The organism is Novosphingobium panipatense (assembly GCF_900182875.1).
Lineage (GTDB): Bacteria > Pseudomonadota > Alphaproteobacteria > Sphingomonadales > Sphingomonadaceae > Novosphingobium > Novosphingobium panipatense.
In genome coordinates this window covers 1-24,443 of record NZ_FXUI01000013.1, presented here as the reverse complement: position 1 = coordinate 24,443, position 24,443 = coordinate 1, and the positions used below count along the sequence as shown (strand labels likewise).

The following is a 24,443-nucleotide window of genomic DNA, read 5'->3' as shown; positions in this document are numbered from 1 at the left end:
CGATGCTCGCCGATGATGCGACGGCAGCGGCGGTGCTTGACGCCATGCCCTGCTATCCGGTGCCGCCCTTCGGCAGGTCGCCCGTCATCGAGGCGCTGCGCGCTTCTCGCATCGGGCATGGTCTCGCCATCGGCCATGACGGTGTGATGCTGATCCTGCGCCGCCCGTGGCTGGCGCTGGACGTGCCGATTGCGTCCCCCATCGCGGGCTATGTTCCTTATGGCAGCATCGGAGCATCGCGGGCCGATCTACGCTGCGGCCTCATACCCCGGCGTTATTTCGTGCAGATATTGGAATTTCTGAAGGCAGCCCTGCCGAATGAGGCCGCCGCATTCATCCTGTGGAACGAGGCGAGCCGTGAATTTGCCGTCGAGTTCCCCGATATCGATGAAGCGACGCCGACACGACTGGTCTATCGCATGCCCAGGCTGCCGCCTGACTGGCACATGGTCTGTGACATCCACAGCCACGCGCGCGGCCGTGCATTCTTCAGCGCCACCGACGACGCCGATGATGCCCATGCCACCAAGATAGCGATCGTCTTCGGACGTCTCGATCATCCCGATGGTCCCACCATGGCTGCACGGCTCTGTGCGGGCGGTATGTTCCTGCCCTTGCCGCGCTGTCCCTTTGCAGGAGTTCCCGATGCAGACTGATCAGGCCCGGCGGCACTATCTTCCTGCCGGCTTTGACGATCGTGCGATCACGATCCTGCTGGTCGGATGCGGTGGGAACGGAGCGCAAATGCTGATGGGTCTCGCCGCGCTTGATACGGCGCTACGCGCGATCTCCTCGCGCTCGCTCGACGTCACCGTGGTCGATGACGATATCGTCACCGAGGCGAACCTTGGGCGTCAGCCTTTCTACCGCTGCGATATCGGCCATTCCAAGGCGCGTACGCTGACCGAGCGCATCAATCTCGCGCATGGCCTTGCCTGGGAGGCGGTTCACGGACGCGCTCCTGAAGCGATCGGGATCGACGGCTTCGACATGCTGATCAGCTGCGTCGATACCGCTGCGGCCCGCCGGGCGCTGGGGGCGGCTCTGCAGACCGGCAGAAATCCGCCCGTCTACTGGATGGACCTCGGCAACCGTGCCGGCGACGGCCAATACCTGATCGGCTGTCCGCGGCGCACCAGTCACAGCGATCGCCCCCGTCTTCCCACCGTGCTCGAAGCCTTTCCGGAACTCGCCGACGACAGCGTGGCTGAAGACAATGCGCCATCCTGTTCGGTCGCCGAGGCGCTCGAGCGTCAGTCGCTGTTCGTCAATCGCGTCCTGGCTAGCCATGCGCTCGCGCTGCTCTTCGATCTTCTCGGGCGCGGCTCGATCGGGCATGCCGGGGCCTTCATCAATCTGGCCAGCGGTCAGACCGTTCCGATCCCGCTTCCTTTCGCGAATGGCGCATCACTTGAGGCAGCAGCTGGACACGCAAACATCTCGCATTCGTAGACTGTATAGGCTATGTCATATGCCAAGGAGTCGCCATGAACCTCGAGCGTCACGTCAAACTGTTCAAGAACGGCCGTAGCCAGGCGGTCCGCATTCCCCGTGAGTTCGAACTTCCGGGCGAGGACGCCATTATCCGCAAGGAAGGCTCCCGCCTGATCATCGAACCCGCCCGTCCGCGCTCCCTCCTTGCCGTTCTCAAGACATGGGAGCCGCTCGATGAAGAGATCGGCCCGATCGAGGACCTGCCCGCAGAACCGGTCGACATCTGATCCATGTTCCTGCTCGATACGAATATCCTGTCGGACCTGATCCGACAGCCCGATGGCATGGTCGCCCACGCTATCGCCGATGTCGGCGAGGATGCGGTTGCGACCAGCATCATCGTTGCCGGCGAACTGCGCTATGGCGCAGAAAAGCGCGGATCGCCGCGCCTGAAAAGCAAGATCGAGGATTTGCTGTCTCTCATTGCAGTGCTGCCGCTCAAGGACGATGCCGACGCCTGCTATGGGCGTCTGCGTGCCGACCTCGAGCGCCGTGGCACGCCGATTGGCGCTAACGACATGCTGATCGCCGCCCATGCGCTTGCAATCGGCGCGACCCTCGTTACCGACAACATCCGCGAATTCGAGCGGGTCGATGGCCTGCAGCTGGTGAACTGGCTTCGAACGACCTGACGCCAGGTTCGCACGGCGTTCCCGGGGTTCTCGTGGTCAGCGAGCATGAAGAAGGGAAGGGAGAGGGCAGAAGGGTGATCCCAGGGAGATCGCCCCATGCTCACCTCGTACTGTCAGCGCCGGCAGCCCTGCCACTTGTGGCGTGACGATCGATCCTGCCGCCTTCGATCCTGCAAGCGCGGCTTGCTGGATCGCGCATGGCCGCCGCCCGGAGCATGCCGATGTACTGGCATCGGTATGGACGGACTATCCGGACCTTCCTTCCGAAGCACCGCTGCATGAACGTATGGCGCGCAGCCGCGCGCGCGTCGCCGCGCTCCGCCCGTTCAACGACGCGATCCGTGAGGAAGCCGAACGCGAGCGACAGCGCGCAAACTTTGCCTGCGTCGAGAGGCGCGTAGCAAGCGGCCAGATCAGGCCCTTCGATCAGGCCATCCTCCAGGCACGCTCCCAGCATGGCTATAACTGGGACGCTGCAGTCCTCTATGCCCAGGGGCGATACGCCGCGGAGGCTGGCTGGGAGCCTCGCGATTTTTCCGCGCCGCCGGGTGAAACCTCGCCCGCTTACGCCCAGGGCTTCCGCGACGGCGGTGGCTGCTTCGACGATCTGTTCGACGTGGCCAGGCGTTCCTTCGCGGCTACCGCGCGAACCGGAGACCCATTGCCGATTTCCGCAACGCCCCGGGTTGCAAGGCCGGCTCCGAGCAGTTGGCCGTCTCCGACAGACGCGCCGCGTCCCGCATTATGGTCGAAACGCACCGTGATCATCGGTGCCGCCACTGCATCGAATGCCGCAGCAGGCTTGATGACCATGCTCCAGGCACAGCCCCGGCATGAAATGGCGCATATCATCATAGCCGACGTCGGTCGGGGCTTTCGTGCGTGGCGCAGTGCGGACCTTCACCAGATCGGGGATCCAGCCGATCAGTTACGCGCCATGTTTGCCGGGATCGAACCGGACGACCTGCTGATCATCGCCGACGGCGAAGATCTCGCCTGGATAGACCGACATGCCGGCATGCTTCCGCTCTGCCGAACCATGGAGCGCACGCGTAATTCGGCGATCCAGCAGCGCGCGCAATTGCGCGCCTGGCTCGAGCGCGGACTATGCGAGGGCGAGGTCCTCGCCGGCGGCCATATCCGCTGGACCAAGCTCGCGCAGGGGCTGTCCGGCCGCCTCGGCGAATTCGTCGCCCGTTATGCCGGTAAAGCCCAGCCACGCGGACACCGCATCGTTATCGAACTACGCGATGGCGATCCCGCAATCGGCTTCATGACGCCGCAGGGCAAACTACTAAGCCCCGAAGCGATCATTACGAACAAGGACCATATGCGCAGGCACATGGCGGGGATGCTGCGCCGGTTTGCATCTGCCATCCCGCATCATCGCGACGCGGCGGCCTGACCGCGCCGCCCACTGCACGACCAGACAAACTGGGAGGATCCCATGCACGAGATGCCCAACTTTCCCGCCATGTCCGCCAAAAACGCGCAAACGACAATACTTCAGCCGGCGCCAATCGACGATGACCGCTGAACCGGGCAGAGCGCAGGCTGACTGCCCGAGATCGACCCGTGCCGAAGTCCGCAACCCGGTCCTCGCGCTTCCCGCGGCGCGCATCCTTGCGACTATCGACCTCGATACGCGCGCGCTTCTGGCGCTTCTTTTCAGCGACCTTCAGCAGGAAGCTCGCGCGAGAGCGCACCAGAACTGGAACAGGCACAAGGCCGTGATGGCGGCCTATTGGTCGGCTGTCGCTACTTATGCAGGGCACGTCCGGCGAACCCTTTATGGTCCTGCCGGTAATCGCAACCGAACGCCCCTGCTGTTGCGGCAACCGGGTTATTCGCCGATCCCGGTGCGCGACTGGGCTGAGGCGTCGCGCTGTTACTGCCAGCGCCGTGACCGCAGTGGTCTTGGTGCGAGGGACTTTGCCGAAGCCGAGCTGACCATCGGCGACACGGTTATTGCCAGGATCAGCTATAACGGTCGCATCTGGCTCGCAGGCGACTGGCAGCCCGGAGATACGCCACTCTACGACAATGCGGCGATCAGCTCTGCGGCAAACTGATCGAGGCAACCGCCCCTTACATCCCGACAACTTACGTCTCCCGTAGCATAGCCGCCGATTTCCGACGCGTATCATGGAGGGTGTGCGCGGGCGGGGGAGCGGAGCGGGGAGGAGGGCTGGGGCGACGGACCCGGGGCGGTCGATTGCCCCTTCCGTGCCACAGGAGGTTATCCCATGGATGTGATCGTTTCCCGCACCCGCATTGCCGGGTGCGCGCCTCTCTATTCCTACCGTGCGCTGGTTCCACTGGAAGGCGTCGCTCCCGATCGGCGACACCGCGTTGCGGTCCTGCATGTCCAGACCGTGACCATCCGTGCGGCATGCACGCGGATCGCCGACACGATCGCGCCGCATCGTTGGTTCGAACAGGATATGGCCGTCTCCTTCGGTCTTGCCGCCCAGCTCGGCCTCGCCGCGCGGCGCATCGAAGTGCTTCTGCTGCAGTCGGTGTTTCCCGAGATGACCACCTGGTTGGCGCCGATCGCGCTTCGGCTCGACCATGATCCGGGAAGCGCGTCCTATCGCGTCGCGACCATCGATCTCAATGCCGCTTTTGATGCCATCGCCCCGCACATCGACACGCTGACCGCCGCCGAGCTTGCGCCGCCTCGGTTTACCGATCGCCGCGTCGCCTGATCCAGGAACCCCGCACATGATACATTACACACTCTCCCATCTCGAAGCGGCCGCCTCCCTCTGGGAAGCGGTTCTCGACCTGCGCGACCATCCGGCCGCCGAACCCGACGCTCTCGTTCGTGCGCTGGCGATCCGCAAATCGTTCGAGGCGATGGGGACCTGCGCCATGCGCATCATTGTCGTGGGCTGGATCGATGCGGTCGATGCCGCTTGGTACAGGAACCAAGAGACCTGCCCCTTCTGTTTCGACTGGTCCTTTGTGAAGCAGTGGGTCATCGACACCATCGACTGGTCCGACCCCGATAATCCGGCCATCCGGATAGATGCTTCGGGCACCGACATCACAGACAACGTGACTACGGCCGCCCAAGCGGGGGCGAAGTCGCCCGGGCCAGCGGGGCCACAAATCACCCGGCACGACCATGTCGCCCTGCTTGCCCGCGCGCGCGCCGCCCTGGAGAAGCCGGACAGCCTCGATGCCGCAGCACTCGCCACATTGACCGGGGTGATAGGCGCCAGCGAAAGCGGGCTCAGGGTTTGTGCGCTACCCTGGCCGATCGATATGCATCTGGGCATCATCGAGCACCGTCATGGCATCAATTTCTACGCAGGCCTGAACCATGACGTTCTCGTCGCGGAGATGGCGGAATATGCGCGCGAATGGTGGAAGGAGATCGGCGACAGGCGCGATCCGCATACACTGCCAGATGACGAGGTCATGGCCGCCTATTTCGACGATCACCCTTCGGAAAGCTATTCGACCGAGATTCTGCGCCTGGAGCCTCTCCCGGCGGTCCGCTCAGTCTCTTCGATCGAAAGCGGCGCCTACTGCGTGCTCTCGACTGCGCACCTGACGGTGCAGACGGCCGGACTTCTCGACAAATGGGCCTGCTGGCCTCCGAGCGACCGTCCCATCGACATCGCCGCCTCCGTCTATGGCTGGTTCGTGCCGACGCGGCCGCTTCCCGGTGACCGCCGAGCGCAGATCCCAGATGATCTCCAGGAAATCATCGCGTTCGGACGTGATCGCGGCTTCCAGTTCCTCCTCCTCGACTGCGATGCAGACCGCGCCGCCGATCTACCCGTCCACGACTGGTGATCAGGTTGAGAAAAGGGCTCTCTGGCCACAACGAGAGTACGCTGATTGTCCGCCGAGGATTTCTCCACCGGCGCAGCAGTCCGCTGTTTTAATCACGGAGCGCCGACGCCGGCCTCCAGCAGCGGCAGTAGCATTGCATGGAGGGCATCCTCCGCGCGCTCACGCCGAGGTGCATCGCTCGAGGCCAGGTCCTTGCGCATCCAGTCGGGCAGGCGCCGCACGAGGTCCAGCAGTTTCACATCGTTTGAATCGCTCATCGCCTCCTCTTTGCAGGACGCTCACCGCGACGACAACTGTCTTGGCGCTTTGCGTCGGCAGAGCGTCAAGCCGGGACGAAAGGGAAGGGGGCGGGGTAGGGAAGACGGCCGGATGGTCCGTCGCCGAGACAGGAGATGATCATGCTTCTTCCCGCCACGATCGAGATCGCGGTCAGCCAGGACGCCATTCGCTGCGCATCCCGCCTTGTCGCGAGCAGCGCGCTCGCTGCGATTCACGAAATCCTGCAGAATTGCCGCCGGGCCGGCGCGCAGAACATCATGATCAACCTTGTCGAGGAAGACGGCCGCGCCTTTCTCGATATCCACGATGACGGCTGCGGCATCGACGATCCCGCTGCGCTCCTGACTCTCGGTTTATCCGGTTGGGGCGACGATATCATGCGGCGTGAGGATCCGACCGGCATCGACCTGTTCAGCCTTGCCGGCCATGGCATCGAGATCCACGCCTTCTCGCCCGCGATGGGAGAAGGCTGGAAGGTCCGGATTCCCGCTGAAGCCTGGAATGGCGACAGGGCGCTTGAACCCGAGCGGTGCGACCTCGGCTGGGGAACGATGGTCCGCATCGAGATATCCGGCAACTGGAAGATGGGCATTTGTTCGACCATTGCTGAGGCCGCCCGTTACTATCCCTTGCCGGTGACGCTGGACGGTGCTTTGCTGCCCCGGGAGGATTTTCTCAAGGATGCGCTGCTGATCGAAGAGGCCTGCGGTTGCCGTATCGGCGTCTATAAAGGCAATTCGGTTCGGCAGGATGGCCCCTGCATCAACTTCCATGGTTTGGCCGTCCCGTGCTCTCTTCCCAATGTATTTGAATTGAAGAGGCAGGACTGCCGCTGGTCCGTTCGCATCGATGTGATCGACGCGCCTGGAATTCGCCTCGCCCTGCCGGCCCGCAACGCGGTGATCACGAATGAGGCGATGAAAGCGCTGCGCATCGCCGCCGAACGCGCCATATATACCGGCATCGCCGCCCAGGAGGATCATCGCCTCCCCTTCGCCTTATGGCTGCGGGCTCAGAAATTCGGTGTGACGCTGCCCGCGGTACGGCCAGGGCTCTCGATCTGGAATCCACTGTCCGGCGATGAACATCAAAGGGCCGCCAATGCGAAAACTGCCCCTGAGACTGCCTCTGGGGGCGCATTGATGCTTGTCCCGCCGCTGCGCTCCGAGATCGCGCAGGCGCTGGCGCCCGCCCGCCATCAGCCACCGCTTCAGGATTTCGTGCTGGTGGAGGAGGAACGCTGGCTCGAGGGCTATGACTGGTACGACGCTCTGCCGATCATCCTCTATGTTTCCTTCCGGATTTACCGGGACGGCATCGAACATCCTTATGGTGAAGACGATCGCCTTCCATGCGGCTTCGCTTCAGGTTTCGTCGACAGGATCGTTGCCGACCTGGAGATTGCCGAGACCGGGCATGAGGATGCGCCGCGACACGTCCATTCCATTGAAATCCCGGCCCTGGTCTGTCCCACTGGCAGTTGGGATATCGAGGAGGCCGTGGTCCTTGTGACCCGCGACGGCGGTATCGACCCGGATTGCCTGGGATGCATGATCCACGCGACGCTGTTCTCTGTGCGCGACGATGCTGACGCCGATAGCTGGGAGACCCAGTCCCGCGCCTTCGCGCGCGAAGCCCGGCAGGTGGCGACCGGCGTTCTTCTGGGGGATAACGCCGCCACCCTCGAGGCCATTGTCATGGAGGCGCGGCAGCATCTCGCCTGTCTGATCCCGAAGGATCGCCGGATTGTCATCCACGCGGATCGCTCCGGCATCACCGCCGATTTTATGCCGGGCTGAGACGCCGCCGCCCGAACCTATCCCCTGAGCATCAGATCCGGCGTCCGCACACGATGCCGACCGAAGGAGCACGCCCATGACGATCGCCACTCATGACTTCACCCGCGATGCGAAAGTTCCGCTCGGTCACTGTTCGGCCGGCACGCTGGAACTGGATCTCGGCAAACTGATGTCGGGCCGCTGCCTGATCCAGGGATCGTCGGGCGCGGGCAAGAGCCAGACGCTGCGCCGGATCATCGAGGAAGCCTTCGATTATCTGACCACCATCATCGTCGATCCTGAAGGCGAGTTCGCCAATCTTGCCGCGCATATCGGCGCCACCACCGTCGTCGCACGCGACTACGCCAATGACGGTCTTACCGCGCTGGCGCTGCGCACCCGCCAGCACCGTATTGCCCTGCACCTCGATCTCACCGATCTGGAGCCCGATCACCGCATCGAGAAGGCCGCCGCCTTCTTCGCAGGCCTCCTATCGGCGCCGCGCGAGCATTGGGCGCACACGGTGCTGGTCTGCATCGATGAAGCGCATCTGCTCGCGCCGCATATGGCGGCCTCGGCCCGCGATGCCGAAACCCGCCGCCTTGGCGTCGCCACGCTCACCGACATGTGCGCGCGGGGGCGCAAGCGCGGGATCGGCACGATCATCGCCACGCAGCGTCTCGCCAAGCTTGCCAGTTCGGTGGTTTCCGAATTGCATAATCACCTGATCGGGCTCAACGTCTTCGACCGCGACGTGGCGCGTGCCGCCGACCTGCTCGGTTTCGGCGGCGATCAGGCGGCGCTGCTCCGGCAATTGCCACCGGGAGAGTTTTTCGCCTTCGGTCCCGCGCTTTCGGCGTTGCCGGTACTGGCGAAGATCGACACGACGATCACACCGCATATCGGCCGTACACCCGATCTGGTCGCCGCCGCCGACCTCGCCCCGGACGAGAGCCGCAGCCTGCTCGACCTCGACACCTTACGCGAGGTCGCACCAGCCAGGACCACCCATGCCGTCATGCGCGGCCAACGCTCGCTCGATGCTTTCCTGCTCGATCCCGCCGCGCCCGCCGCCGCGCGCATTGTCGGCGCGCTGGGCCGCATCGCGCCCAACGCCACCACCGCAGACGACCTCGCGCGTCATCTCGCGCTCCCCGCCAATGACGTCGCTGCCGGTCTCGATCTGCTCGCCGCGATCGGCGCCTCGGACACCATGCCGCGCGGGGATACGCGTATCGCGCGCCTGTCGGCCCGGTTGCGCCTGCGCGTGGTCGACACCCCAGTCGTCGGCCTGGCGTGAAGGAAGCCCACCATGACCCAGACCAGCTTCGATCTCGACGCCGATATCGTCGAACTGACCCCGTTCGTCCCCGTGACCGAGACCGTGCCGACCATTCCTCTTTCTGAACTGGCTTTCCGCGCGGATGCATGGCTTCCCGATGAGACGGCCCGTCTCCGCGCGGCATTTATCGACGATTGCACGATCGAGGAAATCGCCGCCCGGCTTGGGCGGTCCCGAGCCGCTGTCGCTACCCGGATCCATGACCTTGGCGTGCGCCGTAATTCGCGGCGAGCATGGAGCGACTGGGACGACGCGGAACTGGCGCGCTGCTATGCCCACGAGCCGACGGCGACGTTGGCGGCGCGGCTGGGCCGCGGCGTGAGCGCACTCTATGCCCGCGCCCGGCTGCTCGGCCTCTCCGAGCCCGGATCCCCGCCGTACAGTGGCTGGGAGGACGCGCAGCTGCGCGCCGGCTACGCGAAAGGCGTTCCTGTCGCGCAGATCGCGAGCCTGATCGGGCGACCCTTCGCCGGTGTCATCTCGCGCGCTTCGGCGCTGGGGCTGCGCCATGCCTGCCAGCCGGACGACTGGAGCGATGCGGAAATGAACCGCGCCCTAGAACTCGCGGCAACCGGCGCACGATATGTCGCCATCGCCGAGGTTCTGTTGGCCGAAGGCTTCCCGGCCCGGAACAGTCGCAGCCTCGGTCAGCGCCTGCGTAAGCTGGGCTATGGCAGGGGCTGGGGCCGCCCGTGGATCGCTGAGGAGGACGCGCTTCTCCGCCATGCTTACGCGACAGGCGCGAGCCTGACACCGCTACGGGAGCGGCTTGGCCGCACGCCTCACTCGATCCGCTGGCGGGCCGAGGCGCTGGGGCTCAGGGGCTCGCATGTTCGCCGGGACGGATTTCGGCAGGGACCGGTGTGGACGCCCGAGGAAGAAGCGCGATTGCGGGCAGACTATGGCAAGGTCCCGACCCGCCAGATCGCCGAAGCGCTGGGCCGCGGCGTGCGCGCTGTTCTCTACCATGCGAACCACATGGGGCTGGTGCACGGGTTCATGCGCGCATTCAGCGCCGACGAAGACAGGGCGATTCGCAACGCTTGGGCATATGGCGTCTCGATGGTCGATGTCGCGCAGGCCCTTGGCCGCGATCCCGCCGTCATCGGCAAGCATGCCGCGCGTCTCGGCTGCCGGTTCAATGATCCGGCGCGGCCCACGCGCGGGCCGAAGACGCGGCGGGCGAACCGGCCACCTGTCACGCTCCACAGCCTGCTGGCGCTCGATACCGCTGTTCCGACCGGTGTCGATCTTCCGATCGCTGCCTGATCCCGGCCGCCGCTTCATTTCCGGAGGTTTCATGTCCACGCCTGTCCCGCCCAGCAGCCTGTCGTCTCTGCGGCGGCAACTCTCCAGCTTCGATCACGCGCTCAGAACGGCCCAGCAGCTGCGGCGTGCGACCGGTGTGCCGCACTATGTCGTGCACGGCGTCGCGCCGCTTCAGGCGTTCAGGGTTACGATGCGGCCGCCGGCCTGGCCCGATCGCTGGCTGGCGATGGTCGCATGACGATGCCATCTGCCAACTACCCGGTCGTGGCGGCCTGGGGCATGGGCGTAAACAGCACCGCCATGATTATCGAATGGGTGGCGAGGGGCCGAAGGCTGGATGCCGTATTGACAGCGGATACTGGCGCCGAAAAGCCCCAGAGTTACGCCTACCTTCCAATTTTTCAGAAATGGATGGATGATAGAGGCATATTCCACCATATTGTTCGATATGAGCCAAAGAAATTCAAGCATTGGCCGCCGTACTTCACAATATTGGAGAATTGCCTGACGAACTCGACTTTGCCATCTGCCTCATTTGGTAGAAAATCTTGTTCAGTCAAATGGAAGATACAGCCTAAAGAACTTTGGGTGTCAAAATGGCAACTTGCAAAGAATATATGGCAGGTTGGCGGTAAGGTTGTCAAGCTGATCGGGTATGACGCTTCACCTGCCGACAGCCGGCGTTATGCAAACCGCGAAGGCATCGTGGATGCCCGATACGACTATCTTTATCCGCTTCTGCACGAATGGCATTGGGACCGCGACGCCTGCATCCGGCGAATTGAGGCGGAAGGCCTGCCGGTTCCCCCGAAATCGAGTTGCGTCATCTGTGCGCATATGCGTTCCGAGGAAGTCGTGCAATTGCCGCGCTGGGTACTTCGATTGATCGTGTTGGTTGAGGCGCGGGCCGCGCCACGCCTGCGCAATGTCGAGGGATTGTGGCGTCGGGCGACAAAAGCCCGTCCCGGCTCCATGACCATGTTCATCCGGCAGCGAGGGCTTCTTGATCCCGACGAGATCGACGCCATCGTCGCAGGCGCACCTGTCGATCTTATTGATTTCCAGCGTGTCGCTGCGGCCATTCCCGTGGACCGGCGGCCCCATATATGAGAATGGATCGATCGCTTCAATGAAGGTGTCGATAAGCTCGCCGCCTGATTACCTCACCCGCATGGGACGTGATGTTCATTTAGCCAGCCTCGCGCACTGGCTATCCGCAAGGGCGACCGCTCGTTCCGTTGGAACCTGCGGGATGACGCCGCCCTTGACTCTTCGCGCGTGCAGCATTCACAATCTGTCCGGCCTTGAGATCTGGCCGCCCCTGCGGTCAAATGTCCCAATCTTCAAGGCCACCTGCGCACCCGAGGGGCAGGCGGGTTATTTCATCGTCAGGGCCGCGATGGCGCAGGAAGGCCCACCGCATAGGGGCATCGCAGTCCTGGAGAACGGCTTATGATCTCTTTGGTGTGGCGCTTCGTTTTTTGTCCGCTCGATCGTCATAAATCGTTCCGGAGAGATATGTGGTGGAACGGGGATCATTACATCGGAACCTGCCAATACTGCGGCTGCGCGATCCGGAACGATGGGCCGCGTAGGTGGCGCCGCATCCTTGCCTAGCGGATGGGCCGGGTCAGGGGGCGGTGACCGATGCAGGCGCAACCCCTTGATCACAGGCCAATGTGGGCACTTCGCTCCAGCTGCTGTTTCTGGTGCTGTCGCCCGGCCGCGGCACCGTGATTCCCAAATCTTCCATGAGGCTTCGACCATGTCTAAGGTTCGCATCGGTGAGTGGAATATCGATCTGGCCCAGGCCACCGCGTCGAAAGGCGACATCGAGGTGAGGATCTTCACGCATGAAGACGGCACCTACACCATCGCGTATTCCGGCCTCGAGAGCAGCGAAACCGCCCGCCTTCTGGGACCGGAGGTTCTTGACGCTTTCCAACGAGCAGGGGCCAAAGCCTTCGAGCAGGGGCCTGAGTAGAAACGCGAGACATTCCAACTGAAGCTCTGGACTATCTGTGGCCCGCATGTTGCAATGCAATATTCCCGCGAATCAGGAGGCTTTCTTGAAAGAATTCTCGATGATCCGCCACCTCGGTTTCGTGGCGGCACGACGCGGCGAGCCCACATCGGCTAATCCCTACAGGACATATCTCGAACGGATAGCCTGGATAGGCGGTTACTCCGAAGGCCGCGTGTCCCAAGCGTTCGGCACGATGCTGACGTCCTACGATACGGCACGTAAGCGGTAGCCGAAACACTGGCTCCAACCTTTACGCTCTCGCCATTTCCCAGATTGGCCGATCACGATGTTACATCAATTTCAATCCCCAACTCCCGACGGGCTGGGGTTTTGAGCGGTCGTACCCTCCTTCTTTCGAAGGCCAGTCTTTCCGCCGCGCGGCCCGCCCCTATCTTTCGCTCGCTCCCGATACCGGGACCGCACCTGCCGGTGCCGCCGACCACGCCGCTCCCGCAGTGTCTGCGATGACCGCCGGTTCACGCCGCTGCCCCTCGCTACGGCGACTCCCGCCAGCGTAGCACCCGCGCGGCTACCGCCGCGCCCCCGGCGTCGCGCCCCAATCCACCCTCGCCATCCCTCGCGCCGCGCCTCTGCCCCTGATCGTGCCGTGTGGCGCGCGGAGTTGCGGGCGGCCGGGGCGTTGCGTGTGGACCGCAGCGGCGTCGCGCTGGTGGAGGCGGTGCGCCTCGCGGCGGGCGGGCGGCGCGGGGGGTGAGGGCGGGATAGAGAGGAGAGAAGGGCCGGTGAGGGTGTCGCCGAGAATGGTTTCGAGCGACATTCGAAAGGTAAAGACGATGAACATCGGTGAAATCTTTAATCGGAACGGCCGTCTGAAGGGCTCGATCGCCACCCGCACCATCGATCTGCCCAGCGTCGGGCTGCGCAAGGTCGTGAGCGATAATCCGAAGGCTCCGGTCTACGAGATCCTCGCGCTTAACATCGCCCGCCGCTACGTCCAGATCGGCGCGCTGTGGGAGGCCGTGTCGAAGCAGGGGGATGTGTTCCTCGCCGGGAACATCGACGACCCCAGCCTTCCCGAGCCGCTGCCGATCGCGCTCTTCCCGGCCGATCATGGCGGCTACATGGTCGCCTGGCGTCGCGACACCATGCGCTCCGATTTCGGTGGCGGCATGGGCGCGAGCAGCGGCCGGTACGACGATCGCGGCCCGGGCGATCAGGGCGGCTTCGGCGACAGCACCGTGGGTGCCGGCGGCGAACGGTCGGGTTCGGACACCTCGTTCGAGGAGGAAGACCCGTTCTGATCACACGCTGATCAGTCCCATCGGGCCGGGGAGGCGTCAGGCTTCCCCGGCCCCTTTCATTTTTCGCTCATGAGGAGACATCCCATGCGCCGCTCTTCATTGCATTCTTCCGCCCCGCTGACCGACCTTGCCGCGCTCTCCGCGGCGATCATGGCCAGCCCCTCGATCCGCGACCTGCTCGCGCGGCATGTCGAGGGTGCGTCTCCCGTGCCGGACATCCCGGCGGGCATCACCTGCGGCGAAATCATCGCCGCCATCTACGACCTGCTCGAGAATACGCCGCTCGCGCCGCACGCGGCCGGGATCGTCGATGCCGTCCTGACACGCGCGGCATTCGTCGCGTCCGCCCGGGCCAGCAGGCACTGACCCGGCACGACACCCATGCAGGGCCGCGACGCCACCCTCGCGTTCGCGGCCTTTTTCCTTTGCCCCCCTGACAGGGAGAAGTTCCATGAGCCACGACCATTCGCGCAGCATCAGCCGCTTCGCTGATCTGCCCGCGCTGTTCGCCGAAGTGACCGCGACCCCGGAATTCCAGCGCGCTTTCGGCGATCCGATCCCCCTCTCGATCATCAGCCCGGGGGATGAACCGGGCGAACACGACATGCCCGAGCCGCTCCACGCACAGGCCGATTGCGCCGGGGTCATCGCCACCATCTTCGACCTGCTGACCGACACCCGCCTCGATGCACTTGCCCCCGAGATCGCATGGGGCATGGTGAACAGCTTTCATTTCGTCGCCGGAAAGCTCGAACGGCAGGAAGACCTGCTGGCCGACGAACTGCGCGACATGATGCGCCGCTCCGACCTTTCCGAGGTGTTTAATACCGAGCTCGAGGAGAAGCAGCTGCTGTGCCAGTCGCTGTCCGAACAGCGCGAAGCGGTCGAGTGCATGCGCGACTATGCGGCCGACACCTTCCGCGTGCTTTCGGGCCGTCCCTGGTCGCCCGCACGCGGTTCGCGGGTCTCGAAGGTCGCCACCGCCACGCAGGTCGCGATACAGGACGTCCTGCGCGCCCGGGAACTCGCCGAGCGCGAGCGGTACCGCCCGCGTGGCCCGATCGTCGTCGCCTCGGGCCATGCCGAATGGCACGACTGGCAGATCCTGTGGGACCGGCTCGACGCGATCCTCGCGCGGATCCCGCACATGACGCTGGTGACCACCGCGCAGCGTAAGGGCTTCGATGCGATCGTGGCCTCGTGGGCGGGGAGCCGCGAGGTCCAGCTCGTCACCTACTCGCTGATGGGCGCGGGGCGCGGCGCGCCCTTTGCCCGTAATCGCAAGCTGGTCGAACTGAAACCCGTCGAAGCCGTGCTGGGCGAGGGGTCGGGCATCCAGGCGAACCTCTATCAGGCGCTGCGAAAGGTCGGGGTTCCGATCCATGCCTTCCGAAAGGCCGATCAGGCACCTGCCGAGAAGATCACCGCGCTTCCGCGGGGCCGCGTTCGCCGGGTAGCCTGACACCGAAGTCTCAGTGCATTTTTCGAGGGACGGCGCGCCGCGCCGTCCCCCTTTTTTGCGCAAGGGGCGTGCAGGGTCGTGAGGTCGCGGGCGCTCCACTGAGAGGTAAGCGCCTGGAGGCACCCGTTGCGAATCAGGGGCATCGAGCCCCAGATTCGCAAAGCCTCTTCTCTCTCTCAAGAATTCCAATCGTGGCACGGGACCGCGTCGGCCTCAAGGACGACGGGGCCCCACCATTTTTCCGGGCGGGTCGGGCGTCATGCTTCCATTCGGGCATTCTGGCCGCCCGGAAAAATCGTGACCCCCATCGCCGGCTGCGCCGGTCGCGTTCCGCGATCCTTGACCCCGCCGCTCGGAGCCCGTGCCCAGGGGGGAACCTCTTTCGTTTCTACAGGAGGTTCCCATGACGAAGATCCACCGCAGCGTCCGCCCGTTCTCCGACATCGCCGAATTCATCGCGCAGGAGACGATGGCGGGCACCACCGACGACTTCCACGCCGCCTTCTCCTCCGATCTCGACGGGGTCCGCATCGGGCGCGGCGAGGAGGAGATGGCGACCGACATGCCCGATCCTCGCGAAGCCCAGCTTGCCGTCGAACTGATCGTCACGACCCTCTTCGACCTGCTGCGCGACACGCGGCTGCAGCCTGCCGCCGAGCGCCTCGCATGGGGCATCGTGAACAGTTTCCATCACGTCGCCGACCAGTGGCAGGGGCAGGCCGATAAGGCGACGCGCGACGTCCAGGACCTGCTGCGGCGCGCCGACGGCAGCGAAATCCACGGCGTCGAACTCGAGCAGGCACAGGGCGAACTCGAATTCCTCGACGAAGCCACCGACGCGCTGCGCTGCATGCGCGACCATGCCGCCGACGTCTTCCACACCGAAACCGGGCGGCCGTGGTCGGCACCGAAGGGATCGCTGGTCTCGAGTAAGCGCACCGCCTCGGTGATCGCCGCTACCGATTTCCTTGCCGCCCGCCGCCAGCGCCGCACCGACGCGCATAACCCGCAGGGGCCCATCGTGATCTTCTCCGGCGGCGCGGACTGCTGGTTTGACGACCGCCTGATCTGGGAGAAACTCGACGACGCGAAATCCCGGAACCCGGCGATGGTGCTGGCGACCACCGCACAGGATAAGGGATGCGACGCGATGGCTGCAGCGTGGGCCGCCTCGCGGAAGGTGAAGCTCATCACGTTCCGCCTCAGCGCGAAGCTGGGGAAGAGGGCGGGGTTCGTCCGGAACGAGCAGATGGTCGGACTGCGACCCGTTGAGGCGCTGGTCTGCGAAGGATCGGGCCTGCAGTCCCACCTCGCGCGCCTCGTGAAGGAGAAGCGTATCCCGGCGCGGTTCGTCAGGCTCAGCGATCAGGGATGGGAGGCGCAGTGAGGTTCCGCCAGAGGATCGGTCCGGTTCGCCGGGCCGGTCCTCATTTCCTTTTATCAAGCGTAGCTCTCGCCCCCGCTCAGGGACCCGCAGGCGGGTCCGTCGCGGGCGCGATGCGGGACCGCCAGACGGTCCCGGCCTCCTGCGCGCGGCTTCGCCGTGCTCGTCGCAGGGACACCCTTCGGGTGCGGTCTGGGCGGGATTGGCTGAGGGGGCGAGGCCCGCGTCCTGCCACCAGAGGAGAGGAGGGCAGAGAGGGGTGGCTCATTCGAGGAGATTAAAGCCATGTCCGAGCATCTGCACCTTTCTAATTCGGCCGTCTTCGTTTCCGGGTCGCTGTCCATTACCGCGCTTCCCGAACCCGTCATCGAACGCATCGAGGGTATCCTGTACCGCGCACTTCCCATCCTGATCGGGGACGCGCGCGGCGTGGATCGATTGGTCCAGCGCCATCTTTCCGATCGCGAGATCGCTGCTGTCAGGGTCTACTGTTCCGGAGAGGAACCGCGTCATAATCTGGGCGACTGGCCCGTCCGGCGCATTCCTACTTCCGGCAGAAAGGGCACCGCCGCCTTCCATGCCGCGAAGGATGCGGCGATGGCGCGCGATGCCGCCCTGGGTCTCGTGATCTGGGATGGTCGCAGCCGGGGCAGCCTTGCGAATATCCACCGGTTGGCGGCGCAGCGGCGCTTCATCATGATCTGGTTCGGGCCCGAAGCGCGGTTCATCACCCTGAGATCTGATTCCGACAGGGACAGCTTTCTCGAGGCGCATCCCTGCCGGAACCTGGTGATGACCAGCGCGTGATCAGATCGCTGCCGGCAGTCCCTTAATCGCCGTCAGCGCCGCGCCGCCGCCTACCCGGACCGCCTGTGTGAGAAGCTCGCGAAACTCCCTTTCCGTGAGCTTCTCCACCGGCATCTCCGCGATCATCGCGGCATATCTGCCCCGCAGCGCACGGCGCGCGATTTCCAGTTCATCGTTCATCTTGCGCTGACGCGCTTCGAGATCGGCGAGCCGATCCCTTTCCGTCATCTTCGGCATTTCCATCGTCCTTCCCCGATGGCCTGCCCGTCGCTTGCGACTGTGCCACATCGGCGGATCGGCGCAAGCGGGGATTGCCGCTTCCTGCGGAACCGGCGGGGCTTCGCGCCTGGCCGCCCTGTCGGTCCGTCACCGACCACATCCCATCCCATCCCATCCATCGCCCTGCGGTGCCTGTCGTCCGCGGACACCCCCATGAGGAGGCTTTCATGCTCACCATCGAACCCGATTACGACCGTTTCGTCGAAACCCATGAACCGCACTATTTCTCTGCGCAGGCGAGGGGGTTCGCTCTCATTCGCCAGATCGAACGCCACCTCAAACGGGCTAATTCCTACGCGGGCCAGTACTATGGTTACACCGATCACGAGACCGGCGACTTCGTGATCACCGACGAGTGCGACGAGGAATACGAGGCGGAATGGAACCGGGCTTCGGAGCTCGCCCGGATAGCTGCCCGCTCCAATGCGTATCGGATCATCCGGGCGCAGGGCCGTGACGACGAGGCGGCCATGCTCATCCTTGAAGCGCGCACGTTGGTCGCCCAGCAGGGCTGATCACATACTCCGGGGACCGGGCCTGACGCCCGGTCCCCTTTTTTGCTTTCGGGGAGACCCCACCCATGAACGCCATCCCTCAAACCTCCTCGCCACGCACCACCGCGCAACTGCAGCAAGGGTGCCCCGCCCCTGCCGGTACGAGGCTGCGCAGCGCAAGCGCGCTGCGTAAGGCGGGACGCACGGCGCGAGGCCGTTTTGTAATGGACCCTACGCACGGGTGCAGCGGGCGTATTAGCCTGTAGAAACAAGGTCATATTGCCGTAAGACCCGTATGACCCGGTTCCAGGGGAGCGTCGTACGCGGACCACGACGCCGACGAGGTCGGCCCTATCCCGTTGAGTTACCTTGAAATAATTTGTGGTACGCGTCAGACGCGGTTTCAGGATCTGTTCGACCGCCACCTTCATGAAAAGGGCTGGACTCGCTGGTGCATCGGACTGCGGGCCGGCGACGTGGCGCAGCTCCGCCTCACCGATATCGAGTGGCAGGCGGGTTCGCTGCGGATTACGGGCAAGTCGCGCCATGAAGTTCGCTTGCCGCTGCCCCAGGACGTCGGGGATGCGGTCGCGGCCTATCTCGAATGCCGACCGTCTTTCTGCCGAAGTGATCGCGTGTTCCTGAGCACGATCGCGCCCAGTCGCCCGTTCCTAAACGGTGACGCCGTCTCTTCGGTGGTCAGGCGCATCATGAAGCGGGCTGGCCTCGTGACACCGTTCAAGGGTGCGCACGTCCTGCGGCACACCGCGGCGACCGAGATGCTGCGCCACGGGGTGCCGCTCGACAAGATCGGTCTGGTCCTCCGGCATAGTGGCATCGACACTACGGCCCACTACGCCAAAGCCGATGTCACTCTTCTGAAGCAGGTGGCGCAGCCATGGCCGGAGGCGCTCTGATGTTGAAGACCATCGAGACCTATCTCGCACTGCGTCGTGCCACGGGCTTTGCGATGTCGAATGCCGAGTATTTGCTCAAAAGCTTCGCCGGCTTCGCGACTGAGCGCGGACAGGCGTATGTTCAAACGCAAACAGCCATCGATTGGGCCGCACTGGGACCGTCGATTGCGCAACGCGACGCGCGACTGAAAGCCGTCTGCCGCTTCGCACGCCATATCCGCGTCGAAGACGTGCGGCACGAGTTGCCCCCGCGCAATCACTTCGGTGCCCAAAAAAGGCGCCGGCCACCGCACATTTACTCGGGCACGGAGATCGCTCGCCTGATCGAAGCCGCTAGCCAGCTTAGACCTCAAGGAGGCCTGCGCCCGCTGACTTATGCGACCTTGATAGCCCTACTCGCGGTCACGGGGTTGCGCATCGGCACAGCTCGACCGCCGACATGACGCGGCGTTCGACGCGACCGAGATGGCCGTCATGGGCCAGGCGAAAAGCAGCACCGTGGCGGCGGAAAATATCCGCCACCTCCAGATCGGACCGCACGGGGTCGGCTCAGGCGGGCGGCACCACCTCGATGGTCAAACGATCGAGTGGGCTCTGCGTGCTTGCGATCGTCGTCGTCGCCACATGCGTGTAGCGCGCCGTCGTCGACAGGCTGTTGTGCCCGAGCAAGACCTGGATGATCCGGATGTCGACGCCGCTCTCGAGCAGATGGGTAGCGAAGCTGTGCCGCAGCGTGTGCACGCTGACCTTCTTGGTCAATCCCGCCGCCTTGGTCGCGGACCGGCAGGCCGAATGGAGCACGGAAACGTTGATCGGCTTGTCGCCGCGACCCGGAAACAGCCAGTCGCTCGGCCGCGCCAGGCGCCAGTAGGTCCGCAAGATACCGAGCAGTTGTGGAGAGAGCATGACCGTCCGGTCCTTGCCGCCCTTGCCGTGACGGACCTGGATAACCATGCGCGCGCTGTCGATATCAGCAACCTTCAGGTTCACCGCTTCCGAAACGCGCAAACCCGCGGCATAGGCCGTGGTCAGCGCCGTGCGTGCCTTCAGGGACGGCACCGCCTCAAGCAGGCGCACGATCTCGTCGGCGCTCAAGATCACCGGCAGCTTGCGGGGCGTGCGCGCATAGGCGATCCGCTCGGGAATCTCCGCCCGGTTCAGCGTCACGCCTTAGAAGAAGCGCAGCGCGCAGACAGTCTGGTTCAGCGCCGGCCAGGAAATGCCCTGCGACACCAGATACACTTGAAACGCGCGGACATCCTCCAGCCCCAGGCGGTCCGGCGAAGGGCCGAAATAACGGCTGAACTTCGTCACGGCATGGAGGTAGGATCGCTGCGTGGCTGGCGACAGGTTGCGAAGCATCATGTCGTCGATCATGCGACGGCGCAGCGGGCTCACCGCTGCCAAGGTGTCGGTCATGGATGGTCTCCTGATCAGGGGTTGGTCTTCAGCAACCAAACCTTCCCATCAGGAGGCCATTCCAGCCAGCGAACAACCCAGTGCCGCGTCAGCGGGTCGTCTAATCGCCCCTCGGTCAAGTCCAACGAATTGATCGTTCATAAAGATGCGCCGCGTGTGCCGGGTACAGGGTCGTCTACGCGGTCGATACAAATTTGATCGCCGCAGGATGGGTTCCGTAGCCGAGATCTTCCTATGTTCGTGACGCAATCTGCTCGCAAGGGGCAGTTGCTTCCCGCTTCGCGGAATGATCCCAACCGCGTCCCGGCAGGGACGGCTCGGCACGCCCCGAACGGGCGCTAACTGATGAAACGATAGATGATGCTGGTTCCGGCGCTTTTTCCTCCTATTGGTCAGGCCGGGGCAGTGGCTCCGGCATTTGGATCAAACAGCTCACCCGTCTTCAGCATCGAGTGCATGATTACCGCCAGTTTGCGCGCAAGGGCGACAGCGGCCCGCTTGAATCCCAAACGCTCTTTCAGCGCGAGTGCCCATGTTCGCAACGCGCTGGTCTCCGACGACCTGTTCAAATCACCGAGGCCGCGTCGTACAACAACGTGCGTAGCTTAGCGTCACCACGACGCGAGATGTGACCTTCATAGTCAACCTCGCCTGACTGATATCGCTTCGGGGTCAGCCCGACCCAGGCGCCCACCGCGCGCGAGTTCTTGAAGTTGATCGAATCCTCCACTGCTGCTGCAAAGGCCGTGGCGGTGACCGTACCCACGCCAGGTACCGAGGCGAGTAGGCGGCAGCGTTGATCCGTGCCGGCCATAACAACCAGCTGCTTGGTCAACTCCGCCACGCGAAGCCGAATATCGCCCCAGGCCTTAAGCAGTGGTAGGATGATGCGCGCCAAATTGTCTTCGTCTTCCAGAAGCGTAACTACGTTGCGCTCAAAGACGCTGCCTGCGCCTTTGGGTATTACGAGACCGAACGTCTTCATCAGCCCGCGTATCTGGTTCGACATCTGCACCCGCATCTTCATAAGTTGGCGTCGTGCTGCAATCAGCGTCCTCATTAACATGCTGTCGAAGCCTTTGACGCGGATCTCCCGAAAGAAACCTACCTCGGCCAAATGCGCCAGACCGTCAGCGTCGTTCGCGTCTGTCTTGTTCGCGGCCATGTCGAGAGCCGCCTTGGCATGGCGCGCGTCTATGCAGATCGCTGGCAAACCCTCCGCAGTCAGCGCATGAAAAAACCAAACCGAAAGAGGCCCTGTCTCGAACACCACGCGCTTTGCATTCGGCGCGCGTTTGCGGATCACTTCTGCGAGCAGCTTCGGATCCGACGGACACTTGCCACGCCAAACGCGCTTGCCATCCTGACGAATCGAAATCGAAGTGTCTTTCAGGGAAACATCGAGTCCTATATGCTGGTCCACGGTTGTCCTCCATCTGATGCTGGGCCCGGTCCAAAATCGTGAGCCCGTTCTTCATCTAGCGGGGGGCAACCAACCTTCCAGTAATCTCGAGCCCCTTGCCCATGGCCGGCGCTCCCGCGATTACGTCATGTTCGTTCGTTCAATCAATCATAACCGACTCATCCGATTCAACAATTTTCGACAACTACTTGATAAGTGATTCAAAAACTTATGGGTAATCGCAAGCCTCCCCGGATGCGTACGCTTCGCCCCCGGTCAGCGCCACCGCTATGGGCAGGCCCAACGCATTGATGCGGAGATGGATCTTGGTCGTAAAGCCACCTTTTGAGCGGCCAAGACCCTGACGCGGAGTCCCCCTCATATGATGAGTTGAAGGTCAAGGGGATATCTCGTCGTTTCGTATCTCCCGGTCGGCATCGGCATCCAGCTGAGCCCGTTCACGAGTACCGGCGGGTGTGCCTCGCCTGTACCACCTCATATCCGGTCGCCGCTCGGGACGGCTGCACCATAATCCCGCATTCGGGGACGCGGCTCAGGAGAACGGAACCCTTCTTTTGAGCGGCGTTGGAAGCCATGGGGGGGCTTCGGTCCGTTCGCCTGGATCCGTCAGGACCGATCAGGTCCTGAGGATTGGAGTGTATCGCGAGCAGCCCTTCGCTACGCTGCGGTCATGGCGACTCCCTCGATCACGACCCCTGCGGTCACGTAATTCCACAAGGCAACGAGCAGCTTGCGCGCCAGCGCGACGATCGCGACCTTTCGACCTCGCCCGCCGCTGTGGCTTGCCCGTTTCATGGAACCAGCGTGTGAGAGCCGCGTCCGGCTGATAGCGCAGCCATAGCCATGCCAGCTGGATCATCGTCGTGCGCAGTCGTGGATTGCCTGCTTTCGAGACGCCCTGTTCACGATCGATCGAGCCGCTTCGCCAAGGCGAGGGTGCAAGCCCTGCATAGGCCGCGACCTGGCGCCGATTGTCGAACTGTCGGAATAGTCCCTCGCTCGTGAGGATGTTGGCGGATTCCGCGCCGATACCCTTGATCCCCGTCAGCATCGCTTGAGGCGAGGTCTCATGGGCTTGGGAGCACAGGGCATCGCGTTCGGCTTCGACGGCCTTGATCTGTCCGTCCAATAGCTCGAGCCGGTCCAGTTCACGACAAAGCTGTGCCTTGAGATGGGTAGGCAATGGGCGGCCGTCGCCGGTTCGCAGTTCTTCCAGGCGCTCACGGCGGTCGCGACGAACAGGCTCATAATGCCGGATGCCGACGCCAAAGAGCAGCCCCTTGATCCGGTTGACGTGCCGTTTGCGTTCCTCGATCAGCGCCTTGCGCTCTCGGCCAATCCGGCGGCGATCCTCATCCTCGACTGCAGGCACACGGACCATCGTGCAGACGCGAGGCTCACCGCGCATCCATGCCATCAGCGTGCGGACCAGCGTCTCTCCGTCGATGCGATCGGTCTTCGCCTGGCGATGCCGGCGTGACACCGCGATCGATGCGGCATCCACGACATGGCTTGCGATCCAACCTTCCGCCTCAAGCGCGCGATGGATCCAGAAGCCATCAAGCCCCGCTTCCTGGATGACCACTACACGATAGAGCCTGCCCTCCCGGGCCCGTGTCTTCTCACGCAAGGCACCCAAGCAGGCCAGCAATGCGGGCAGGTCGCCGCCCGGCACCCAGTGACGCGACATCCGCTCGCTGCCAGGCGATAGCGAGGTCGCCAGCCAGGTCGATTTCGACAGTTCCAGCGAAACGAAAATTGCGCCAAGGTCAACCCAGATGGCGGCAGGCGGCGAGATTGATTCTGCTGACATGGCAAATCCTTTCAGAGAGGTTGGTAGCAAACCGACTCTGATCTCCCTCAGGCCGCTGTCCACTTCTCATCATGGGATCTTTTGCGCGGGCTGAACAGTGGTGCGCCCGGATTATTGTGCTGTCGATCATCTGTAGGCTGGGGTTGCCGCCCCCGCTTTCGTTGAAGGCTTCGAGCAGCAACTCCCACAAGCCTGACAGCGTCCAGCGCCAGAACTGGCGGTAAACCGATGACCATTTGCCAAAATGCTCGTGCAGGTCGCGCCGGGCCACGCCCGTCCGTGCGATCCAGAAAATCCCATCGAGGACGAGGCGGTGATCTCGCGGGCGCCGCCCGCTGCGCGCCCTGCGCTCGATCACAAACGGCTCAAGACACGTCCATTCCTCGTCGCTCATCAAACCCCGGATCAAGACAGCCTCCCACTTGGCTACCTTCGAGACGCCGGCCCATTACGGCATCTAGCTAGTGGTTTCCGCCTGACATAAGAGTCCGGTTCGGGATTCCCTTTGTTGCGTTCGCATGCGAGTCTGGCGCATGCGCACAGGAATATCGTTCAC

General features: G+C 63.8%; 27 protein-coding genes and 5 pseudogenes. 23 read left to right on the top strand and 9 right to left on the bottom strand.

What is annotated here, in order from left to right; all coding sequences use genetic code 11:
• The first annotated feature begins 2 nt into the window (after positions 1-2).
• The 8 genes from QOL62_RS15600 (at position 3) to QOL62_RS15565 (ending at position 5,933) form a co-directional block, all read left to right on the top strand.
• Positions 3-656, top strand: a complete 654-nt coding sequence (locus QOL62_RS15600) for a PRTRC system protein A (protein WP_379511692.1) — start codon at positions 3-5, stop codon at positions 654-656.
• Positions 646-1,452, top strand: coding sequence for a PRTRC system ThiF family protein (locus tag QOL62_RS15595; protein ID WP_086493709.1), 807 nt, complete (start codon positions 646-648; stop codon positions 1,450-1,452). The genes QOL62_RS15600 and QOL62_RS15595 overlap by 11 nt, the downstream gene beginning before the upstream one ends.
• A gap of 35 nt (positions 1,453-1,487) precedes the next feature.
• A complete protein-coding gene (locus QOL62_RS15590; RefSeq protein ID WP_010338822.1) occupies positions 1,488-1,721 on the top strand; it encodes an antitoxin in 234 nt (77 codons plus the stop codon).
• Between the two features lie 3 nt (positions 1,722-1,724).
• Positions 1,725-2,126 (top strand): type II toxin-antitoxin system VapC family toxin, encoded by a 402-nt coding sequence (locus tag QOL62_RS15585; protein ID WP_048938827.1) that lies wholly within the window; start codon positions 1,725-1,727, stop codon positions 2,124-2,126.
• 142 nt (positions 2,127-2,268) lie between these two features.
• Positions 2,269-3,531, top strand: coding sequence for a hypothetical protein (locus tag QOL62_RS15580; protein ID WP_240511526.1), 1,263 nt, complete (start codon positions 2,269-2,271; stop codon positions 3,529-3,531).
• A gap of 121 nt (positions 3,532-3,652) precedes the next feature.
• Positions 3,653-4,198: a hypothetical protein gene (locus tag QOL62_RS15575; protein WP_240511527.1), complete on the top strand. Its 546-nt coding sequence runs from the start codon at positions 3,653-3,655 to the stop codon at positions 4,196-4,198.
• Between the two features lie 174 nt (positions 4,199-4,372).
• Complete coding sequence (locus QOL62_RS15570) at positions 4,373-4,834, top strand: hypothetical protein (protein WP_283406920.1); 462 nt, start codon at positions 4,373-4,375, stop codon at positions 4,832-4,834.
• 16 nt (positions 4,835-4,850) lie between these two features.
• Complete coding sequence (locus QOL62_RS15565; protein WP_086493711.1) at positions 4,851-5,933, top strand: DUF5983 family protein; 1,083 nt, start codon at positions 4,851-4,853, stop codon at positions 5,931-5,933.
• Between the two features lie 92 nt (positions 5,934-6,025).
• Here QOL62_RS15565 and QOL62_RS15560 read toward each other — a convergent pair whose 3' ends face one another.
• The gene (locus tag QOL62_RS15560) at positions 6,026-6,190 is read right to left on the bottom strand and encodes a hypothetical protein (RefSeq protein ID WP_167381934.1); all 165 of its coding nucleotides are present in this window, start codon (positions 6,188-6,190) and stop codon (positions 6,026-6,028) included.
• A gap of 141 nt (positions 6,191-6,331) precedes the next feature.
• Here QOL62_RS15560 and QOL62_RS15555 point away from each other — a divergent pair, with 141 nt between their 5' ends.
• From QOL62_RS15555 to QOL62_RS15500, 12 genes are all read left to right on the top strand, one after another.
• Complete coding sequence (locus tag QOL62_RS15555) at positions 6,332-8,011, top strand: sensor histidine kinase (RefSeq protein WP_240511529.1); 1,680 nt, start codon at positions 6,332-6,334, stop codon at positions 8,009-8,011.
• A 76-nt stretch (positions 8,012-8,087) separates the two neighbouring features.
• The gene (locus QOL62_RS15550; RefSeq protein ID WP_086493713.1) at positions 8,088-9,290 is read left to right on the top strand and encodes an ATP-binding protein; all 1,203 of its coding nucleotides are present in this window, start codon (positions 8,088-8,090) and stop codon (positions 9,288-9,290) included.
• 12 nt (positions 9,291-9,302) lie between these two features.
• Positions 9,303-10,601 carry a sigma-70 region 4 domain-containing protein gene (locus tag QOL62_RS15545; protein WP_086493714.1) on the top strand — a complete coding sequence of 433 codons (1,299 nt, stop codon included), beginning with the start codon at positions 9,303-9,305 and terminating at the stop codon, positions 10,599-10,601.
• Between the two features lie 31 nt (positions 10,602-10,632).
• A complete protein-coding gene (locus QOL62_RS15540) occupies positions 10,633-10,839 on the top strand; it encodes a hypothetical protein (RefSeq protein WP_080993670.1) in 207 nt (68 codons plus the stop codon).
• Positions 10,836-11,711, top strand: coding sequence for a hypothetical protein (locus QOL62_RS15535; RefSeq protein ID WP_206046373.1), 876 nt, complete (start codon positions 10,836-10,838; stop codon positions 11,709-11,711). Before QOL62_RS15540 ends, QOL62_RS15535 begins: the two co-directional genes overlap by 4 nt.
• Positions 11,712-12,366: 655 nt before the next feature.
• Positions 12,367-12,585, top strand: coding sequence for a hypothetical protein (locus tag QOL62_RS15530; protein WP_086493716.1), 219 nt, complete (start codon positions 12,367-12,369; stop codon positions 12,583-12,585).
• 85 nt (positions 12,586-12,670) lie between these two features.
• The gene (locus QOL62_RS15525) at positions 12,671-12,856 is read left to right on the top strand and encodes a ribosome modulation factor (protein WP_167381935.1); all 186 of its coding nucleotides are present in this window, start codon (positions 12,671-12,673) and stop codon (positions 12,854-12,856) included.
• A 565-nt stretch (positions 12,857-13,421) separates the two neighbouring features.
• Positions 13,422-13,889 (top strand): DUF736 domain-containing protein, encoded by a 468-nt coding sequence (locus tag QOL62_RS15520; RefSeq protein ID WP_086493719.1) that lies wholly within the window; start codon positions 13,422-13,424, stop codon positions 13,887-13,889.
• 84 nt (positions 13,890-13,973) lie between these two features.
• Positions 13,974-14,255 carry a hypothetical protein gene (locus tag QOL62_RS15515; protein ID WP_086493720.1) on the top strand — a complete coding sequence of 94 codons (282 nt, stop codon included), beginning with the start codon at positions 13,974-13,976 and terminating at the stop codon, positions 14,253-14,255.
• An 85-nt stretch (positions 14,256-14,340) separates the two neighbouring features.
• A complete protein-coding gene (locus QOL62_RS15510; RefSeq protein ID WP_283406919.1) occupies positions 14,341-15,351 on the top strand; it encodes a DUF2493 domain-containing protein in 1,011 nt (336 codons plus the stop codon).
• 403 nt (positions 15,352-15,754) lie between these two features.
• Positions 15,755-16,738: a DUF2493 domain-containing protein gene (locus QOL62_RS15505; protein WP_086493722.1), complete on the top strand. Its 984-nt coding sequence runs from the start codon at positions 15,755-15,757 to the stop codon at positions 16,736-16,738.
• Between the two features lie 282 nt (positions 16,739-17,020).
• Entirely contained in the window at positions 17,021-17,542 is a 522-nt protein-coding gene (locus QOL62_RS15500) for a hypothetical protein (RefSeq protein ID WP_086493723.1), read from the top strand.
• On the opposite strand, the gene QOL62_RS15495 is transcribed toward QOL62_RS15500, so the two are convergent.
• Entirely contained in the window at positions 17,543-17,779 is a 237-nt protein-coding gene (locus tag QOL62_RS15495) for a hypothetical protein (protein ID WP_283406918.1), read from the bottom strand.
• 209 nt (positions 17,780-17,988) lie between these two features.
• Here QOL62_RS15495 and QOL62_RS15490 point away from each other — a divergent pair, with 209 nt between their 5' ends.
• From QOL62_RS15490 to QOL62_RS15480, 3 genes are all read left to right on the top strand, one after another.
• Complete coding sequence (locus QOL62_RS15490; RefSeq protein WP_086493724.1) at positions 17,989-18,336, top strand: hypothetical protein; 348 nt, start codon at positions 17,989-17,991, stop codon at positions 18,334-18,336.
• Between the two features lie 338 nt (positions 18,337-18,674).
• Positions 18,675-19,232: a tyrosine-type recombinase/integrase gene (locus QOL62_RS15485; RefSeq protein ID WP_230588603.1), complete on the top strand. Its 558-nt coding sequence runs from the start codon at positions 18,675-18,677 to the stop codon at positions 19,230-19,232.
• Positions 19,232-19,675, top strand: a complete 444-nt coding sequence (locus QOL62_RS15480) for a site-specific integrase (protein ID WP_206046375.1) — start codon at positions 19,232-19,234, stop codon at positions 19,673-19,675. The genes QOL62_RS15485 and QOL62_RS15480 overlap by 1 nt, the downstream gene beginning before the upstream one ends.
• Here QOL62_RS15480 and QOL62_RS19915 read toward each other — a convergent pair.
• The 7 genes and pseudogenes from QOL62_RS19915 to QOL62_RS15450 form a co-directional block, all read right to left on the bottom strand.
• Positions 19,650-19,772, bottom strand: a pseudogene (locus QOL62_RS19915) (IS91 family transposase); the annotation flags it as partial. The gene QOL62_RS15480 and the pseudogene QOL62_RS19915 overlap by 26 nt on opposite strands.
• Positions 19,773-19,781: 9 nt before the next feature.
• Positions 19,782-20,399 (bottom strand): tyrosine-type recombinase/integrase, encoded by a 618-nt coding sequence (locus QOL62_RS15475; protein WP_230588604.1) that lies wholly within the window; start codon positions 20,397-20,399, stop codon positions 19,782-19,784.
• Positions 20,400-20,402: 3 nt separating this feature from the next.
• Positions 20,403-20,651, bottom strand: a complete 249-nt coding sequence (locus QOL62_RS15470) for a phage integrase N-terminal SAM-like domain-containing protein (RefSeq protein ID WP_230588605.1) — start codon at positions 20,649-20,651, stop codon at positions 20,403-20,405.
• Between the two features lie 392 nt (positions 20,652-21,043).
• Positions 21,044-22,074 (bottom strand): annotated as a pseudogene (locus tag QOL62_RS15465) (IS110 family RNA-guided transposase).
• Between the two features lie 244 nt (positions 22,075-22,318).
• Positions 22,319-22,432, bottom strand: a pseudogene (locus tag QOL62_RS15460) (IS5/IS1182 family transposase); the annotation flags it as partial.
• 299 nt (positions 22,433-22,731) lie between these two features.
• Positions 22,732-23,887, bottom strand: a pseudogene (locus tag QOL62_RS15455) (IS110 family RNA-guided transposase).
• A 79-nt stretch (positions 23,888-23,966) separates the two neighbouring features.
• Positions 23,967-24,281: pseudogene (locus QOL62_RS15450) on the bottom strand (transposase); the annotation flags it as partial.
• Between the last annotated feature and the right edge of the window lie 162 nt (positions 24,282-24,443).